The 14,827-nt window shown below is 45.4% G+C and carries 18 protein-coding genes; 10 read left to right on the top strand and 8 right to left on the bottom strand.

From position 1 onward, the window contains the following. Window positions 1-11 precede the first annotated feature (11 nt). Together RNAN_RS11780 and RNAN_RS11775 are read left to right on the top strand one after the other, a co-directional pair. Window positions 12-929 (top strand): winged helix-turn-helix domain-containing protein, encoded by a 918-nt coding sequence (locus RNAN_RS11780; RefSeq protein ID WP_008222027.1) that lies wholly within the window; start codon window positions 12-14, stop codon window positions 927-929. A 92-nt stretch (window positions 930-1,021) separates the two neighbouring features. After that, window positions 1,022-2,470, top strand: coding sequence for a serine hydrolase domain-containing protein (locus tag RNAN_RS11775; RefSeq protein ID WP_008222024.1), 1,449 nt, complete (start codon window positions 1,022-1,024; stop codon window positions 2,468-2,470). A gap of 88 nt (window positions 2,471-2,558) precedes the next feature. Here RNAN_RS11775 and RNAN_RS11770 read toward each other — a convergent pair whose 3' ends face one another. After that, on the bottom strand, window positions 2,559-3,317 hold the full coding sequence (locus RNAN_RS11770; protein WP_008222022.1) for an alpha/beta hydrolase: 759 nt from the start codon (window positions 3,315-3,317) through the stop codon (window positions 2,559-2,561). A 209-nt stretch (window positions 3,318-3,526) separates the two neighbouring features. Between RNAN_RS11770 and RNAN_RS11765 the strand changes: the two genes are divergently transcribed. Beyond that, window positions 3,527-3,841, top strand: coding sequence for a helix-turn-helix transcriptional regulator (locus RNAN_RS11765; RefSeq protein WP_008222020.1), 315 nt, complete (start codon window positions 3,527-3,529; stop codon window positions 3,839-3,841). A 113-nt stretch (window positions 3,842-3,954) separates the two neighbouring features. Here the strand turns inward: RNAN_RS11765 and RNAN_RS11760 are convergent, their stop codons facing one another. Both RNAN_RS11760 and RNAN_RS19140 read right to left on the bottom strand, forming a co-directional pair. Next, on the bottom strand, window positions 3,955-4,206 hold the full coding sequence (locus tag RNAN_RS11760; RefSeq protein ID WP_008222018.1) for a hypothetical protein: 252 nt from the start codon (window positions 4,204-4,206) through the stop codon (window positions 3,955-3,957). After that, complete coding sequence (locus tag RNAN_RS19140; RefSeq protein ID WP_148275722.1) at window positions 4,203-4,733, bottom strand: hypothetical protein; 531 nt, start codon at window positions 4,731-4,733, stop codon at window positions 4,203-4,205. Before RNAN_RS19140 ends, RNAN_RS11760 begins: the two co-directional genes overlap by 4 nt. A 421-nt stretch (window positions 4,734-5,154) precedes the next feature. Here RNAN_RS19140 and RNAN_RS11755 point away from each other — a divergent pair, with 421 nt between their 5' ends. From RNAN_RS11755 to RNAN_RS11730, 6 genes are all read left to right on the top strand, one after another. After that, window positions 5,155-5,736 carry a ComF family protein gene (locus RNAN_RS11755; RefSeq protein ID WP_040552061.1) on the top strand — a complete coding sequence of 194 codons (582 nt, stop codon included), beginning with the start codon at window positions 5,155-5,157 and terminating at the stop codon, window positions 5,734-5,736. Beyond that, on the top strand, window positions 5,736-6,290 hold the full coding sequence (locus tag RNAN_RS11750; protein ID WP_040552060.1) for a hypothetical protein: 555 nt from the start codon (window positions 5,736-5,738) through the stop codon (window positions 6,288-6,290). Before RNAN_RS11755 ends, RNAN_RS11750 begins: the two co-directional genes overlap by 1 nt. A gap of 110 nt (window positions 6,291-6,400) precedes the next feature. Next, window positions 6,401-6,919 (top strand): KwaA family protein, encoded by a 519-nt coding sequence (locus RNAN_RS11745; RefSeq protein ID WP_040552059.1) that lies wholly within the window; start codon window positions 6,401-6,403, stop codon window positions 6,917-6,919. Window position 6,920: 1 nt separating this feature from the next. Beyond that, entirely contained in the window at window positions 6,921-7,808 is an 888-nt protein-coding gene (locus tag RNAN_RS11740; RefSeq protein ID WP_008222010.1) for a Kiwa anti-phage protein KwaB-like domain-containing protein, read from the top strand. 71 nt (window positions 7,809-7,879) lie between these two features. Beyond that, window positions 7,880-8,761 (top strand): hypothetical protein, encoded by an 882-nt coding sequence (locus RNAN_RS11735; protein ID WP_008222008.1) that lies wholly within the window; start codon window positions 7,880-7,882, stop codon window positions 8,759-8,761. Next, complete coding sequence (locus tag RNAN_RS11730) at window positions 8,754-9,173, top strand: hypothetical protein (RefSeq protein ID WP_040552058.1); 420 nt, start codon at window positions 8,754-8,756, stop codon at window positions 9,171-9,173. Before RNAN_RS11735 ends, RNAN_RS11730 begins: the two co-directional genes overlap by 8 nt. Before the next feature lie 128 nt (window positions 9,174-9,301). Here the strand turns inward: RNAN_RS11730 and RNAN_RS11725 are convergent, their stop codons facing one another. Continuing rightward, entirely contained in the window at window positions 9,302-9,523 is a 222-nt protein-coding gene (locus RNAN_RS11725) for an addiction module protein (RefSeq protein WP_008222007.1), read from the bottom strand. 184 nt (window positions 9,524-9,707) lie between these two features. Between RNAN_RS11725 and RNAN_RS11720 the strand changes: the two genes are divergently transcribed. Then, a complete protein-coding gene (locus tag RNAN_RS11720) occupies window positions 9,708-10,082 on the top strand; it encodes a nuclear transport factor 2 family protein (protein ID WP_008222006.1) in 375 nt (124 codons plus the stop codon). Window positions 10,083-10,160: 78 nt separating this feature from the next. Here the strand turns inward: RNAN_RS11720 and RNAN_RS11715 are convergent, their stop codons facing one another. The 4 genes from RNAN_RS11715 to rraA all read right to left on the bottom strand — a co-directional run bounded on the left by RNAN_RS11715 (window position 10,161) and on the right by rraA (window position 14,770). Next, the gene (locus RNAN_RS11715; RefSeq protein WP_008222005.1) at window positions 10,161-11,051 is read right to left on the bottom strand and encodes a sugar phosphate isomerase/epimerase family protein; all 891 of its coding nucleotides are present in this window, start codon (window positions 11,049-11,051) and stop codon (window positions 10,161-10,163) included. Window positions 11,052-11,229: 178 nt separating this feature from the next. Beyond that, window positions 11,230-12,231 carry a tetratricopeptide repeat protein gene (locus tag RNAN_RS11710; protein WP_008222004.1) on the bottom strand — a complete coding sequence of 334 codons (1,002 nt, stop codon included), beginning with the start codon at window positions 12,229-12,231 and terminating at the stop codon, window positions 11,230-11,232. A gap of 242 nt (window positions 12,232-12,473) precedes the next feature. Continuing rightward, entirely contained in the window at window positions 12,474-14,207 is a 1,734-nt protein-coding gene (locus RNAN_RS11705; RefSeq protein ID WP_008222003.1) for a hypothetical protein, read from the bottom strand. A 77-nt stretch (window positions 14,208-14,284) separates the two neighbouring features. Further along, window positions 14,285-14,770, bottom strand: a complete 486-nt coding sequence (gene rraA / locus RNAN_RS11700) for a ribonuclease E activity regulator RraA (RefSeq protein ID WP_008222002.1) — start codon at window positions 14,768-14,770, stop codon at window positions 14,285-14,287. Window positions 14,771-14,827 lie beyond the last annotated feature (57 nt).

The raw sequence follows: 14,827 nt of genomic DNA, 5'->3' as shown, positions 1-14,827 counted from the left end.
ATGGAAAGGCTATGCACGCAGTTGACGCGCTGATATTTGATGAACGGGAATTTAGTGTCAGTAAAGAGCAACAAACACTGAGTTTAAATCCGCTTAGTTTTAAATTACTGCACACTCTGGCACAACAGCCGGAGCAGCTGGTGTCAGTTAGTGAGCTAACCGCTGCGGTATGGCCAAAACAACATGTCAGCCCGGAGACATTAAAACAACGGGTGTTTGTGCTTAGAAAAGCGTTGCAGCAATCGTCAATCACCGGCTTAACCATACAGGCGGTACGGGGCGAGGGCTATCGTTTACTGATTGCCCCGTCTGGCCCTGTAACTGATACGGGTGTGGCAGCCGATACCGCAGCAACAGCACCCGACAGGCGTGATAAGGGGCGGCAGCAACTGCTGCTGTTCGCGGCCGCGGTGAGCATGGCCATAGTATTGCTGACGACGGCTATGCTGCTGTGGCCACATAAACCTGAGGTAATAAGCAGCAATCGCATTGCGCTGTGGTCGAACATACCGCCAGAGCAGATGCCGGATAGCGCGCTGTCCGTTTATCAAGCCTGGCATCACCAGCTTAACCAGGCCGCTGCTGCCGGCGATATCCAACTAATATTGTCCCGCCAGCGCCCGGAGATGGCGCTGCCACTGCAGGCAAGAAAAGATCGTATTGCACTTATCAGTTATGTAGACATAGTGGCAGTCAATAACAGCACTATGCTAAGGCTGAGTATCATCGAGCCGACTACGGCAACGGTGCTACGCTCGGATAGTATTGATCCCGCATCTGCTGAAGCACTAGCGCTATCGCTGGCATCGCACCTGCAGGGCATTAAACAGCTAACTGCATCGGGTAAGCTGTACCTGAGTAAAGAACAGCGTGAACAGCCGCTGCACCCTATTTGGCCGGCGCTGCGTGCTTTGGCTAATCCCACCTAGCTCAGCATAACTAAACATAACTAAGCCTAACCGTTATTAACTGGCGCTGTCGCCAGGCATCATGCCCAATGATTGAAAAAAAGGAGCATGATATGAAAGCTTTGTTAGTTACTCTTTTGGCAGCGGCTATGCCACTGACGGTGGCCAGCGCCACCACAGTTAAGCCCGCTGTGGATAGCAGGGCAGCGGTATACCAGCAACAGCTGGGTAAACTGGTTAATGCATTGCAGCAGACGACGGCCGTGCCCGGCTTTTCAGTGGCTGTGGTGCGCCAGGGTAAATTGTTAGCGACAGCAACCAGTGGCTATGCCGATGTCGCCGCACAGCAGCCGGTAAATACCGACACGGTATTTCGCCTGGCCAGTGTATCGAAGCTAGTAGGTGCCACTATGCTGGCTGAACTGGTGATAAATAAGCAGCTGGACCCGGATGCGGCAATTGGCCGCTATTACCCTGAGTTGGCGCAAAAATATCACGCCATTACCATACGGCAGTTGCTGGCGCACATCTCGGGCATGCCGCATTACCAGCAACAAGATGGCGATATTTACGACAGCCATTACAGCTCGGCAATCGCCGCAGTGGCTACGCTAAAAGCGCGTGATTTAATGTCGCGTCCCGGCAGCGAATATCGCTATTCAACCCACGGTTATACCCTGGCTGGCGCGGTATACGAAAAGATCACGCAACAGCCGTTAACCGGCGCGGTGCCGCAGTTTGTTGCGCGCTGGAGCGGCAAAGCCACGCCGTTGGTGGAAAACATCCATCAGCTACACAAAAACAGCAGTAAGTTGTATGAGCTGGAGCCTGGCGGTGCGCGTGAGCTTGCCTTTGGTGAGATGTCCTACAGTGCCTTTGGCGCCGGGCTCAGTGCCACTGCAACCGATTTAGCCTATTTTGGCGCGGCGGTGCTGCAAAAAGCCAGGCAACAACCGGCGCTGCAGCAACTGCTGTTTAGCGCCACCACTTTGCAAGATGGCAGTATTGTTAGCGACAGTCGCTTTCAGGTGGGTTTTGGTTGGCGTATCGCCAAAGATGAGCAGCAAAGAACGGTGTATCATCATGCCGGTTCAACGCCCGGCGCCCGTTCTATACTGGCTGTTTACCCAGAGCAAGATCTCAGCATCGCCATTTTATCCAACAGCAGCTGGGTGGTGTCGATGGATAAGTTAGCCTTCGCCTTAGCAAGCCTGTATTTAGATAACGCCGAGCCGTTGCCGCTGACCAAGCTTAGCTATCGTATTGATAATAAACACACAACGCTAAGTGGCGCGCTTAGCTGTAACAGCAGCTTTTGCCAGCTAAGTGATAACGAAACCGACTATGCACAGTGGGTAAACAGCTTTAATGCCGGCAAACGTGCCGGCATCCACTGGCCGGTGTTTGCGTACAGCACCACCCAAGGCGAACGCCTGCTGCTGCTAAACAATATTGGTATCGCCACCCTTAACGGCGCGCAGTCACACTACACGTTGGATACCGGCAAACACCAAACCTACTCGCTGACGTTGTTTGCTGGTGACAACAGTATTAATCAATAGTTTGTAAGGGCTGCACTGGCGCCGTCAGGCACCTGGTGCAGCCCGCACAGCAATAAGTCCCCTTTTTTTGCGCTTGTCGGCTGTTAGATCAGCGGGGCGCAGCATCAAGCCAGGCCGCAAGTTGGCTGGCCGCCAATTCGCTGTTATGGCTGCCGCTGTAGCTTTTCAATCTGGCGATGCCGGGGGCAAAAGCCCGGTACAGCGCCTCAGTGTGGGCGCGGCCGATAATTTCATCCTGCTCGGCCAGTAAAATCAGCGTGGGGTTAGTAATAGCTGGTGCATAGGCCACCGAGTTGTAGGTATCTTTTAGCAACCATTTAACCGGAAACAGTGGAAACTGCCGCTGGGCCAGCGCGCGCAGGCTATCAAACGGCGTTATCAGCAGCAGTTGCGCTACCTTACGCTGCGCCGCCAGCTGCACCGCAACACCTGAACCTAAGCTGCGGCCTATTACGGTAATATCACTATGTTTGCTCTGTAGCAGGTCGTATAACGCCAGTGCATCGGCAACCAGTGCCTGCTCAGACGGGCTGCCGCTACTGCCGCCATAACCACGATAATGCATTACATAAACCGCGTGGCCCGCAAAGGCCGCAGCAAACTGCGGTAAAGACACACTAACATCCTCAGCATTGCCGCCAAAATACAACAGCGCCTGGCTACTATCGCGCGGCTGCTGGCTTACCAGCACAGTGGCATCAGCTTGCTGCAAAATCAGCGGCTCGGTTGGCGGTAGTTGGGCCGGCACGGGGAAATAAATTAACTGCCGTTGTAGCAAATACAGCAATAAGCACAGCAGGCAATAGCCCGCCAGTACATAGCCTGTCAGCGTAAGCAGCATACGCATGGTTTATCCGGCTGCAGGTGAAAGGGTATAAAGCAGCTTAGCGGATAGTGGGGGCAAAGCAAACGGTATTGTTTGAGGCCAGAGGTTAGCTCTCTGGCAATGCGCTGGCGTCAACGCTTTTCAACAGTTGGCTCAAGGGCTAAGCTTTATTGACATAAGGTTTGCTGCGTAATTTCAACGCGCGATTCAACATTAAGGTAATAGATGAAATGACAAACAATACTGAATTGCTAAGCAGTGAAAACCTGCGTGAAATGGGGCTGATAGGCCCGCCCAAAGCCGCTGGCGCACATTTTAAACGCTACCTGCAGCGTAAAAACCTGACTGCAGCCGATGCTGCCCGTGATCTTAATGTTGCCAAATCGACCATTACCCGTTTTATCAACGGCGAAAGTGAGTTAAGCATTGACCTGGCAACCAAGATAAAGCGGGTTTATAACGCGCCTGTAGAAGTTTTTTTTAAAATTGACGCCCAGTATAAAGCCTATGTTGTGGCGCAGAATATTGCCAAATCAGTGGCTTAAATTACGGCTATTAAGTACTCGAAAGGGGCGGTAAACCCCTTTTTCTCATCTTAGCTGTGAGCGTAAGGCTAACTTTTAAAGTTTTGAAAGTTATAGTTTTTTAACAATGTCTGTTAAGACTTCTTTTTACCGGTGTTGTCGACCACAATTTTAACCCGCTCATGTGGCATATACTCTTCCGGCTCATCAGGAAAGGCTTCAGCATCGGTATTAGTCATGCTTTCTAAGCTGCCGGATAATACGCCGAATTCGTCTTCTAACTCGGGTACATTTTCCATTTTTTTGAAGTCTTCGCGAATTTTTTCACGCAGCCATAGATCAAATTCTGGCGTTCCCGGCTTTGGTCTGTCGGTATGTTTTTTCATGCTAAATCCATAGTGCAATAATCACTTTTGCCACCAACATAAGTAAATCCCAGTGACTCGTAATGTGAACGCACTTTGCTGTTAATCGGGTTCATAATTCTGATTTGGCTTGCACCAATCATACGAGCATAGGCTCGTGCTGCCGCGACCGTTAAGTTTACGGTATTTCCGCTTAGAGGGGTTCTCTCCGGCGATGATTCAATAAAATCTAGTCGTAATTTGCCTGCACTCCAGGTTGGTCGCCCTAAAGATACGCTACACAACTTACTATGAAACCAAATTGTCAGTTCAAACCGCTTTGGGTAGATCGCGGCGTAACGGCTTGCCCATTCGGACCACGACCACATCACCCGGCGATCAGGATGCACCTCCCAACGTGATAATTGCGCCATAGCTCGGCCGTTAATATCATCAAAAGTAACCGAGTCGCGATACCGTACCGGTAATTCCTCAGTAATCAGCATCCGGCTTTGTTCTCTTAACTGGGCATATGTGCGGTCTGCACGTTGGTGGCTTGGTTGTTTCATGCTTCATCCTTGTAAATTAAAGTTAAAAAATAGTAACTATTTTGACTGTGGTGAGCAAGCAGGAAAATAGTTTTCTGGTTGGGAGGGCAGTTGGTGAAACAGGTGAGATTACACGGAACAGAAAATTCTTTCCTTATTGAAGCAGGTTTTAGTTAACACCAGAATAAAATTTTAGAACAAAAAATAATCAGCAAACGACAATATCAGCATTAAATCAGAAGTTCGTTAGTTTTATTCGGTGTCAAAGTAGCAGTATCGTCTCAAATGCTTGAGAGTATTGAGTGTTAAGGTTGGCGAGGTTGTCGGAAAAATGTTGGGTGAAAATGCGGTTTAAGATTGTGGCAAAAGTCAGACTTGACTCTAAGAGTTTTAAAAATTCTAGATAATGAGCATTATGCTTTGACGAGGACGAGGTACTAAAATGGATGTAAATGTTCAACAAGTTCGTGGAAACTGGACATTAGGTTATTCTCTTGATAAGCATGCGTTGAGCAGTACTCCTATTGGAGAGAATGAGTATGGTCATATGCAATTTAATACTGTTCGGTCCCCCGTTGGTGAGGCGCTCTTTCAGTTAAAATATCGTTCAGATTATTCGCAAGTATCTTTAATTGCCAATCAAATGGCAAGATCGCTTACTGGGCGGTTCACGGACATTTCGTTTGTCATCCCTATGCCGCCATCCAAGCAACGACAAAGACAACCAGTTGTAGAGATTGTAAAGGAGTACGCACGCATAGCAGGTTTAACCTACTATGATAACTTTTTAATAAAAACTGTTGTTACCTCCGCGATGAAAGACATAGCTTTAAGAGAAGATAAAATTCATGCCTTGGTAAATGCTTTTAAAATCAATGATTTTTTACCCGGTGGAAAATTTAACGTACTCTTAATTGATGATCTCTTTGATACAGGCTCATCTTTAGAAGCTGCCACTCAGGTGTTAAAATCAAGCGCTAAAATTGGGAATGTATATGTGGCGACAGTAACGAGGAAACGATAGTGCATAAGGTATTCATATCAGGCTCTATAAGTATTAAAAATCTTGATCCAGGCGTTGTTGAGCGTCTATTAAATGTAATCAACCTAGATTATCAAGTACTAGTTGGCGATGCCGATGGTGTCGACAGTGCAGTTCAAAAATACTTAACCTCAGAACATGCCAGCAACGTAATAGTCTATTGCGCTGGTGATCAACCTAGAAATAACTTCGGCAATTGGTCCACTAAAAGAATTGAAACTTCTGCAAAACCAGGAACTCGTGCGTTTTTCACAGCAAAGGACTTGGAAATGGCGGAAGTTTGTGATTATGGTTTCATGATTTGGGACACTAAAAGCTCCGGCACTCTGAAAAACATTATTGAGCTCTTAAAAAGGAAAAAATCTTCTCTTGTTTACATTAATAAAAATAAAGAGTTCAGCACAGTAAAAAGTATTGATGATTTTGAAGGTATATTAAAAAATATGAGTGAGGCTGCATTTAAAAAAGCTGAAGAAAATCTAAAATTGAGTTCGCAAATTATTAAGTTAAAAAACGTTCAATCAGATCTGTTTTGATTTTAAAGATGGCAGAACACAGCTCTTGCCTCCGATAGCACGGTATTATTGTATGTATGTTAAGCGTTTCATTATGTCGAGCTCAATGTAAGACTTTGTGAAGGGGTAATATGTTAAGTACGATAGCAAAAATACTACTTACTAGCACTGCTATTGCTCCTGTAGGTTTTACTTATGCATGGGTAGCATGGTTTAACGGAGATAAAATATTCTCAGCATTGGCAATTGTTACCTCACTATTCTTGGTTTTAATCTGTATCTGGATGCTTAGATATGCAAAAAAAAATATGGAGCGCTTTAATTTCTCCGTAGCAAGTGTTGAGGCTGCTGATCGTGAAAATATGGGCTTTTTACTTCTTTACTTGTTGCCATTATTTACTTCGAGTTTCAGTGCGCTGAATTGGATGGTATGGGTTCCAACATTAGTAATTTTTGCAGTTATTACTAGCACGGGATACAGCTATCATTTCAACCCGCTCTTAGGCGTTATGAAGTGGCACTTTTACAAAGTGGGTACGCCGGAGGGTGTAACTTACGTTTTAATTACCAAGAAGGAACTGCGACACGCTAGCCAAGCGTTAACAGTCGCTCAATTAACTGAGTATATAGTCATCGACGTCGAGGATTAAAATGACAGCGCAGCAAAACTTTTTCGCATTCATCAAAGATGATAACGGCATTTGTCAAATTAAGAGAATTGGAGTAAATCATCCATTACAAACTGAACTGACTCAAATTTTTGAAGCACAAAGAACTATATTTGAGCGCGGAATTGATACAGAAGTCGATTTCAATGGAGATTGGAAACCTGATTCAAACGAGGTTCTAACTCTCGATGACATCCCTGAATCTCAAATGATGATTAATGCTATTAATGTAAACGCCACTTCGTTTCCCAGCCTAGTTGTATCCAATTTCTTAAATGAACCCATAAAAGCATTATTTACAGGAACTACTGCTGGTGGTGTAACTAAAGTGCTTGTACAGAAATTTTCTTCAAGGCAGGCGCTTTCTTTAAATCAGTTACCAATTATAAAAATGCAAACTGGCAATGTATTCGTAAAGTCAACGGATGATATTTTCACCATCGACAATAAATTGTTGGCGATCATAGAGGGCAATAAAACTAAGTTTAAGAGCTTTCATAATGCCCGTATGGTCTTTGACTTAACTGAATACTATAGAGAAGCTACGGATGAAGATTTATCAGAAATGGCACGGCATGGTTCAATAGAAGTTCCTGATTTATCCAATTTTACATCCATGGCGGATTCTCAAGTAAGGAAAATGGTTCATACGATAAAAAGTGCCGGTATACTTGATAGTTATTCAGTCAACGACATTTCTAATGCTGCCGCAAATTTCCCAAATTTACCTATCGAAGTGAGTAATGGAAAAATCAGGCTGCCTACCGATAAGAAAGATTTAAAGGACATTTTGCACTTCTTACTGGAAGATATTTACAAAGGCCCTCTATCCGGCAGTGATTATCTTACAAATTCCAAGCGTGCGCGGTAGTATGCTAATAATGCTAAATTAACACCAAAATTAAAAATATAATAAATTTCTTAGTGTAATGGTGGCGTGATATGAAAGAAGGCTTGGCAGAAAAAAAGGACATTTGTATCAAAATAGACTTTGAGCGTGGTTCAGAAAATCCTCAAAGAGTTTTTGAATCTATGAGTCACTTAATTACATCTATTGAGTTCTTCCATGCTTGTCTTCTAAGCTCCGTTTCATCTGAAACAAAGACAAAATTTCTTTTAGCTGATGTAAAAGAGGGATCTATAGAGTCTTGGCTCTCACCTACAGTCACAGGTGAGAAATCAACTGGAACGAAAGGTAAGCTGGTTGATTTTCTTAATAAATGCACTGAGATAGTATTGGATTTTATATCTGAAAAAGACACTATCAAAAATATTGATGAGTTAGACCTTTTAGAGAGGAAAATATCTGCAGTGGCAGGGGAAATGAAGGTGGAGGAATTCCCTAATGTGTTTTCTTTGGATAAATATCGACTTCTCAAAGGGTATTCTGAGATTGGTAAGGCAACTAAGTACCTAAATGATGTTGATGAGGCGTATTTTAAGACTTTGAGATCTAATAGTAAGATAAATAAAGGTTTTTATCTTTCAGATGAAGATCTACAGGCACTTGTCATTGAAAAGGTTGATAGTTCACGATCAAAAGAAACATTGATAATCAAAAAACCCGATCTTCTTGGTCGCTCTATGTGGGATTTTATACGGAACAAGGTGACAATTCCGGTCAAACTTAGGGATGAAGATTGGCTCAATAAATTTCACCAACGCCTAGAAATTATTGCTCCGGGAGATGGATTGCACTGTGACCTATTGACTTTAATTTATTATGACAAAAAAGGTGTTGTAGTGGATATGAAATATGAAGTTTTAAAGGTTCATAGAAAAGTAGATTTTAACTTCAACCAGTTGGAAATCGATCATGAGTGATAATAGTTATTCTGATGCTTGGGTAATTCTCTTGACTGAGTATTTGTTCATTATCTTGCCATTCATTGTCATAGCGATTGTCAAGATTTATTCGAGTGATTTGCATGGTTTCTTGAAGGCTCCAGACTGGAGCTTTGCTTCATCAATTTTGTTTGGGCAACTTCTCGTGAAAATGGTGTCAGGTTCTCTAATACGGCAGAAAGTGAAGTGGCAAAGGGTATCATTCATAATAGCAATTATATTAGTATGTGGATTGATTCCATCTCTTACAACTTTGACATTGATTCTCGTAAGCAATGGAGGGTCAGCATTTGCCGTTAATACTCAAATTGTACTTTTTATTCTTTCTTCCATTTCATTTTTTGGGGTTGGGAGTGCGGCGCAGTCAATGATGAGCAGTCACAAACATTAAGTTTCGACATTGAGAGCGTGTTCGATATTCTGTGTCAGCTTTGTCATAGAGCGATATGCGTCTAAGTGTCCCTCGAAGTGTATCAATAGCTGTGACAGGTCAGAAAATGCGCAAATAAACCAAAATTTTCATCGGAACTTATTACGTAAACTGTTCTTCGCCAGCTCCCAGTCGTGAGTGACTTCATCACCTTCCCTAACGGCGTGTCCTGTATGCTGCAACGCCTGCTGGTGCCAGGCTGGGGAGGCCAGCTGGTTGGCACCTTCAGCGGTAAGCTCTTGCCACAAGGTTTCCATCACCTGTAATTTCTCGGCGGTGGAAAGCTGTTTGATTTGTTCAGCGGTAATCATAAAACTGGCCGTTGTAAATAACCTGACAGGAGCATAGCAACAGCAGTTGGATAACTCAAACCAGCAATGGCTTGGTTGTTATCAGCATTGTGCCGTTGTTGTCCGCATGGCAATACGGGGCAGGGGTAGAATATACTGCGGTAAACCTAGCAGGTTAAATTGGCTCAGCCCGAGGCGTATAAAAGTGCATAGCAACACCATTAAACAGCAATTAATAAAACTGGAACAATTACTGGTACAGCCCGCTACGCGTTTATCTGCCGAACTACTTAACCGCTATTTAGCCGATGATTTCTATGAAATTGGTGCCAGTGGCCGCTGTTTTGGTAAAGCGGATGTGCTGCAGCGTTTACCCACTGAAACGCCGCCGGTTATTAGCCAGCAAGATTTTGACTGTCGTGTGTTAGCCGACGGGCTGGCGCAGCTGACTTACCGCGCAACGATACAACGTGCAGAGAATGATGCTATCGCATACTCGGTGCGCAGCTCACTCTGCCGCTTTGATGGTAAAAACTGGCAGATGATTTTTCACCAGGGCACAGCGTGCAAAGCGTTCTGAAGCAAAATTTCAATGACTCTGAGCTCATAAGCGGTGTGGTTATAAACTTCAGGCACAACCTTGCCCCGAATACTTTTGTTAAGCGAAGAGTTGTTTAAAGCCGCGGATCCCCTGCTGCAGCGTGCGCTCTACATTATCGGTACTGTCGCGTTCAACAAAGGCATGTTGTAAGCCGGCTATCTTCGCTGCTTTAACCACTGCGGTAAAATTTATGCTGCCGGTACCAAGGTCGGCAAAATTGCCATCAGCGCTCATATCTTTGAGATGCCACAGCGGAAAACGCCCCGGATAGCGGCGAAACAGCGCCGGTACTTCCACCTGCATTTTGGCGGCCCAATACAAATCTAGTTCCATTTTTACTAAGGTTGCATCGGTTTGCGTTAGCAATATCTGATAAGGCGTAGTGTTATCAATAACGGCAAATTCAAAATCATGGTTATGGTAAGCCAGTTGCAACCCTACCGCCTGACAGCGCTCGCCCACACGGTTTAGTTGCTCTGCCAGTTGCTGGTAACTGCGCAAGCCATCATTACGCTCATGCTCGAATAAATACGGCATCACCAGATAACGATGCCCCAAGGCTAAAGCCTCATCGAGCACCCGGTTGGTATCTGTCAGCATCGGCTGTAACATCACATGCCCTGCCGGAGCAGACAAGCCATATTCAGCCAGCCAGCTTGCAACCGCTGTGGCGGAATGTTCAAACAAGCCGGCAAATTCCACTTCCTGATAACCTAAACCGGCCAATAGCCGTAAAGTGGCGGCTACGTTCTGCTGCATTAACTGCCGCACCGTATAAAGCTGTATACCCGGTTTAATGCCGCCAGCGGCAAATGCCAGTTTGCTGCCAAACAGCGGACTTAACACCAGGCTGCTGCCCGCCAGCAACTTCAGAACATGACGGCGCCGGTAATCAACACCAGCGCCCGACAGCGAATCAGCGCCAGCTTGTTGTATGTGCTTTTTCACCTTATCCCCTGCAGGTAAGTTAAATAAGCATAGTTGCACCGCCAGGCTAAAGGCGCAATAGCCAAGCCGGCATGGCAGTTGTTTTTAGGGGGGGGGCTTACCCATGTAGCGCCTGGACAATGACTAATGGGGCAAATTTTGCCTCTTACCTTTTGCCAAAAAGCACATGCTTCAGCTTCTAGATTTGTTTTAACAGTTTCTGGCTTTGTTGCCGGATATGTTTGAAGGTACTTTGCTTACTCAACGTGGTCAGCGTCAACTTGGCCTCAGCGGTGTCACCCTGCAAAATCTGCAACCGGCTTTGCAATAACATAGCTTGCTCAGCCTCGTGTAAATCAGTGTTGAGTTGCTGAAACTGACGTAAAAACTCAGCGCCATCTGCCAGCTGCGATTTATTGTCAATCGCCGCGCTGGCAAAGCCCAGTAACGCCTTTAGCCGAATAGCTTTAGTTTGTTCATCATCTGCTGCAGCGTACTGAATGGCTAAACGAAAATCAGCCAAAGCCTCGCCAAACTTTTGCTGTCCAAGATGAAATTTTGCCCGGGTTAAGTAAGGTTCAGGCCTGCTGGTTAACGCTTCAGATTGTGCCAGCAACTGGTTAAACTCTGCCGGCTTATTTTGCGCGGCAAGAATATCAAACAGCAAAATATCCGCCTGCAGCGGGTTAAATGCTTTTAATACTTCGGTTAGTTCTAACGCCCGCTCCAGCTGGCCACCCATAAAAGAGGGCAAGGTTACATGAAGCATCGCCAGGCGTTCGATAACTTCGGTATCTTCGGGGGCAAGCTCGAGCACCCGCTCCAATTTTGCCATGCAGTTTTTCAGCGCCCCTCTGACACTAAAAATGCCAGACTCAGCGATTTGTAAGCACACGGTTTTTGCATGCCATTTTTGGAACTCTGCATTATCGTGATCTAAGCTGACTGCTTTGGACAAGTTCTTTACTGCTGGCTTGAGTAAACTCATATCTTTAGTTTGCAAAGCCTGTTTTGCCTGGGTATAACCCAACAGGGCGAGTGCCTCGGCATCGGCCGGCTTTTGTTTGGCTAACGGTGTTAAGTAACTTACTGCTTCAGTAAGCTGCTTGTCTTGCCAGTATGTATCGACTTGCTGTCGGACGGTTGTGGCATAGCTTGAAAAACTGACTGCTAAAGTCAGTAGACCTAACAACGTTTTCATCTTGTGCAATTCTCGCAGAATTAATGCTGGGCAGTTTAGAGGAAGCTGACACTAAATCACACTATGAAAATGTAACAAAATTCTAGCAATAACAGCCTGCTACAGCCGGGCCGTGTTAAAAGCAGCGTTAAATAATATGCTTTATAGCAACGACTTTGTTGCTACCCAAACACCATTATTATCGGCATAAACAAACTGGCCGGGGATAAAATCTACCCCGGCGAGGGTTACCGGCTTGTGTACTAACCTGCTGTTTTAGCGGTTAGCCTCAGGTAAGAACTGATCTCTTTCGGCACAGTTAAACAGCTGATTTCGGCCTCTGGTTGTTTAGCTTTGTTCTTCAGCACAATATTGTGATTATTTTCGCATTTTTCGCGGAATAACCGGTATGCCGCAATACCTTCTTTGTATACGTCTAAATCATCAACGTATTGGATTTCTAAGCTTTTTTCGAAGGCTTTACACGATTCTATCGGGTAGGTTTTTACATAGTCGTCATAACTGCTAAAGCTGATGGCCTTGCAGTGCATGCTCATAAGATTAGAAATAATTTGCTTGCCCCAATGTTGTGTCACCGCAGCCGGGTAATTTTGCGATAATGAAACCGTTATACCGGTTTGCTCAAACCAGCTTGCTACTTCTGATTGATTATCAAGCTTTGTATCGCGGCTAAATCGCTCTAGGGCTTGCGCCAACTGTTCCGAGCCGGTTAACAGGCTTAACTGATTAAAATAGTCGTGCTGGCTATAGGTTTTGCTTGCTGTATTGGCGTTAAACATGCCTTGCCATAGATCAAATACTGATTTGTCTGCTGCTTTTGCCTGAATGGCAACATGGCTGGCCAGTGCCATGACTGCTCCACAACTGTAGTAATTGCGATAGCGCCACAGCTTGGCAGACTGCTGCAGCGATTCTGCGCCTTTGTTTAACACACAGCTGTTGGCTGCGTCTTCAAATTGCTGCAGCATTTGAGCGTTATCAATCAGGCCAAATTCCAGCATGGCAAAATTGGCAAAGGCATCAGCGCCACCTTCGTGCATCCAGGCCTCAGTTTGATCGGTAAATGAAAACATTTGGCCATTCCAAAAATGGGCTGCTTCATGCGCTAAAAAATGAAATAAGGTATTAAATTGCTTGTTATTTTCTTCGTTCCAACGTTTACCGTTAATAGTCAGTTGCACCAGACCATCTAAGGTGCCGCCGCTGTAGTTAGCGTAGTCACCCGCCAGCTGATCGTAATTAAAAAACACTATAGGTTTAAAATTTAACGCCTGGCCGGTTTTCTTTTTGTAGTAATCAAATAGTTTTGGAAAATATTGCTGGGTGTGTGCCCACACCCATTTCGGTAGTTTGGGATCAACTATCGCCAGCATAGTGTCCGTTTCTATTGGCGCTATAGTGCCAAAGTAGATGTAGGTACCTTCATTTTCCAAGGTCCACTGCGCCTGCTCCCGATATGTTTTACCGAGAAAAATAATGTTCTGACCGGGGGCATAAAAGTGGAACTGTGTGCCGCTAAAAGACGTGCCAATCGGGCTGATTGTTTTGTCTTCAATAATATTGGCACCCAGCGTCAAATGGTTGGTGTATAGCAGCATACTGCCATCAGTGAATTTTATATTGTGGGTATAGTCTTTCTGAATAAAGTCATAAAAAGAGTTAAAGCTGAGTTCGAGCGTCTGAAACTTGCTGCCGTCTGTGCTTCTTATCAGCAACACATCACCGGCTTTATCCCAAACAAATTTTGCCGGGTCAAATTTGTATAGTTTGCGCCGGTCAAAATTGCTATTGCGACTAAAAGCAACATGGTCTACCGCTATCGGCAAGTCATAACGCACCTGCCATAAATCTGCTTCTTGCTGATAACGCACGTGAATGTGCAGTGAATAGTCGTTTTCCTGTGCATTGGCCTGGCTCAACGCGAGTTGCAGTAAGATGCCAACCAGCATAGCGAGAATGATAGTTTTACAGCGCATTTAGTAAAATCCTTTTAAGCATAAATACATGTTTACACCTGATTATTAAGGAAAATACGCTTAAAGCCTACGACTATTTAAACCACTAACGGCTTAGTCGCCACCAACACGCCATTATTATCGGCATACACAAACTGGCCGGGGATAAAATCTACCCCGGCAAAAGTCACCGTGACATTGATATCGCCTAAATCCCGCTTGTCGGTTTTCATCGGGTGTATACCCAGCGCCTGCACGCCCAGTGGCGTTTGGCGTATTTCGTCGATATCACGAATACAGCCGTTAATAATAATGCCTTCCCAGCCGTTTTGCGCCGCTTGTTCGGCCAGCATATCGCCCAGTAGCGCATGGCGCTTAGAGCCGCCGCCGTCTACCACTAACACTTTACCCTGGCCCGGTGTAGCGACCAGCTGCTTAACCTTGGAGTTATCTTCAAAGCATTTAACGGTAACAATTTGCCCGCCAAAGGCAGCTTTGCCACCGTAGTTGTGAAAGATGGGTTCGGCTACGCGAATGCAGTCGGCGTGGGCGTCACAGAGGTCGGGTAGGGTGAAGTGGGGCATGTTGTTGGGTTCCCTTGGTATCGTGTTGGTTCGGGTTTAGTGTATGGCTCGAACCGG

The sequence above is a fragment of the Rheinheimera nanhaiensis E407-8 genome (assembly GCF_000296695.1).
GTDB lineage: Bacteria > Pseudomonadota > Gammaproteobacteria > Enterobacterales > Alteromonadaceae > Alishewanella > Alishewanella nanhaiensis.
Note: the sequence above shows the minus strand (reverse complement) of the source record. Positions and strands in the feature narration are given on the sequence as shown.